This window comes from Nonomuraea sp. MTCD27, from assembly GCF_041950495.1.
Classification (GTDB): Bacteria; Actinomycetota; Actinomycetes; order Streptosporangiales; family Streptosporangiaceae; genus Nonomuraea.
This window is the reverse complement of sequence record NZ_JBGNUW010000063.1, coordinates 1-2,324: the sequence shown is the minus strand read 5'-3', so window position 1 is coordinate 2,324 and position 2,324 is coordinate 1. Positions and strand designations below refer to the sequence as shown.

General features: G+C 64.5%; 3 protein-coding genes. 1 reads left to right on the top strand and 2 read right to left on the bottom strand.

Annotated features, from left to right (window positions below; translation table 11 throughout):
* Window positions 1–210: 210 nt before the first annotated feature.
* Window positions 211–669 carry a tyrosine-type recombinase/integrase gene (locus ACBJ59_RS62705; protein ID WP_375119382.1) on the bottom strand — a complete coding sequence of 153 codons (459 nt, stop codon included), beginning with the start codon at window positions 667–669 and terminating at the stop codon, window positions 211–213.
* Here ACBJ59_RS62705 and ACBJ59_RS62700 point away from each other — a divergent pair.
* The gene (locus ACBJ59_RS62700; protein ID WP_375119381.1) at window positions 660–1,601 is read left to right on the top strand and encodes an XRE family transcriptional regulator; all 942 of its coding nucleotides are present in this window, start codon (window positions 660–662) and stop codon (window positions 1,599–1,601) included. The two genes, ACBJ59_RS62705 and ACBJ59_RS62700, sit on opposite strands and share 10 nt — an antisense overlap.
* On the opposite strand, the gene ACBJ59_RS62695 is transcribed toward ACBJ59_RS62700, so the two are convergent.
* Window positions 1,579–2,142 carry an NUDIX hydrolase gene (locus tag ACBJ59_RS62695; protein WP_375119380.1) on the bottom strand — a complete coding sequence of 188 codons (564 nt, stop codon included), beginning with the start codon at window positions 2,140–2,142 and terminating at the stop codon, window positions 1,579–1,581. The genes ACBJ59_RS62700 and ACBJ59_RS62695 overlap by 23 nt on opposite strands.
* Between the last annotated feature and the right edge of the window lie 182 nt (window positions 2,143–2,324).

The following is a 2,324-nucleotide window of genomic DNA, read 5'->3' as shown; positions in this document are numbered from 1 at the left end:
GATTTAGCTGCAAGGATGGCACTGGAGGATCTTGCTCGGTAATGCTCGATCATCTCGTTTAGGGGACTGCTAATGCGGTTTGGGTTTACCGCCCATCCGGGGTTCAAATCCCCGATCCTCCGCAGGTGAAAGGCCCTCTCCCCTGGTTGGGGAGAGGGCCTTTCTGATCTCTGAGGGCATCAGGGTTGCAGTTTGGGTTGCAGTTGCCCGTCAGGGCCGGCCCCAGAGGGCTTGATCCATGAGTTCGCTGGCGTCCTTCATCTGGAGTGTGGCCACGTGGGTGTAGCGCTCTGTGGTGGTCACGCGGGTGTGGCCGAGGATCTCCTGTACGACGCGGATGTGGACACCTTGCTCGATCAGCAGGGTTGCCGCGGTGTGCCGGGCGTCGTGGACTCGGGCGTCTCGTACGCCGGCCTGCTTGAGGATGGACTTCCACTGCTTCCAGTCCTCTGTGCGCTCGATCGGGCCGCCGAGCTGCGTCGTGAAGACCAGATCATGGTCGGTCCACCTATCCCCAGCCTTGAGCCGTTCGGCGGCCTGGATCTTCTTATGGGCCCGTAGGAAGGCCAGGAGCGCCGGCGGGCACTGGAGGGTGAGCTTGCTCTTGCCCTTGCGTTGCCGAAAGACCAGGCCACCGCCGGTGCGCTTCGGGCACTTGTGTGGCCCCACAAGACATCGCCTCACCCACCGGCGACCACAACGACGAACACGAAGAACAGACCACCGAACTGATCGGCCGCCTCGATTTCGCCGCCACCATCGACCCGACCACGGTCATGATCCTCCGTGCCGACACCAACAACCTGCGCTACCTGGACCGTAAGCTCGGTGGCCCCGCCACCGCCGACAAGATGCGCGCCCAGATAGCCCAGATCGAGAGGGCGCACCGCCACGCCATACGGCCGGGCATCCGCGCCCAACTTGCCCATCTGTTGGCCGAGACCGCCTCACTGGCCGGATGGCAGGCGATCAATACTCTCGCGCTCAACGACGCGTGGACCCACTACGAACACGCCAAGGCTGCCGCCTATGAAGCCGAAGACCCCGCCGTACTCGCCTACGTCTCGGGCGAGCAGGCATACGTCCTGATGGAACTCGGCCGCCCCGCCGAAGCCACCGAACTTCTGCAACACGTCCACGCCCAACACCGTGATCACGTGCCAGCCCGGCTCCGCACCTGGCTCTCAGCCGCCGAAGCAGAAGCCGCCGCCATCCTCGGCGACGAAACCACCTGCCGCGCAGCTCTCGACCAAACCGCCGCCCTCCTCCCCGAAGGCGACAGCGACCCAGACATGCCCTACCTGTCTATCAACGCCCACCACGTGGCCCGCTGGCGCGGCAACTGCCTCGTTCGCTTCGGCGACCCCGACACCGCCGACGATCTCCGCTCAGCCCTGGCCGGCATGGACGGCACCTACAACAGAGCCGAATCCGGCGTCCGCTGCGACCTCGGCCACGCCCTCCTCGCCGCAGGCGACCCCGAAGCCGCCCAACCCCACATCCACCGCGCCCATCAGCTCGCCACCATGACCGGCAGCCGCCGCCAACGCCGCCGCATCGACGAGCTCTCGAAAGCCGTCAACCGCGCCCTCCGCCGTTGAGCCACACCTGAGCCTGAAGCAACCCGATCAACGTCCCCGACGTCCAGATGTCCCCGCGGGCAATGATCGAGGGAATCTCCGCCATCGGAACCCACTCGATCCGATCGGCCTCCACCTCACCCTCAGGCTTGCCCACCAACTCGGCCCCACGCGCCACGAACAATATGTGCTCAGAATCGACTATGCCGGCCATCGGCTGATAGCTCACCAGCGGCTCAACGTTCTTCGGCCGATACCCGGTCTCCTCCTCTACCTCCCGGATAGCCGTCGCCATCGGATGCTCACCCGCATCGACCAGCCCCCCAGGAAGCTCCCACCCCCACCGATCGAACACGAACCGATGCCGCCACATCAGCAACACCCGATCCTGCTCATCCAGCACAACCGCGATCGCAGCCCGATCCAGATGCACCACATGATGCTCGAACCGCTCCCCACCCGGGATCTCCACATCAGCCAGCCCCAGCCGAATCCACCGGTTGTCGTAGATCAGCCGTTCCCCATGCACGACCCAGCGCGTCAGCTCAGCGTCATCAGCCACACCGCGAAGCTACCGCTCTTACCCATCCTCGGTACATGGCTTCCAGCCGAGAGCCAACCTCGGGTATTCACCGCTGAAGCGCTTTGAAGATCGGTAGATGCAAGGAAGGTGCCTCCGACCTGCGATGATCGGATTGCCTAGATCACGAAATCGCAGAGAACGGATGCACCTTCAGGGTGAAC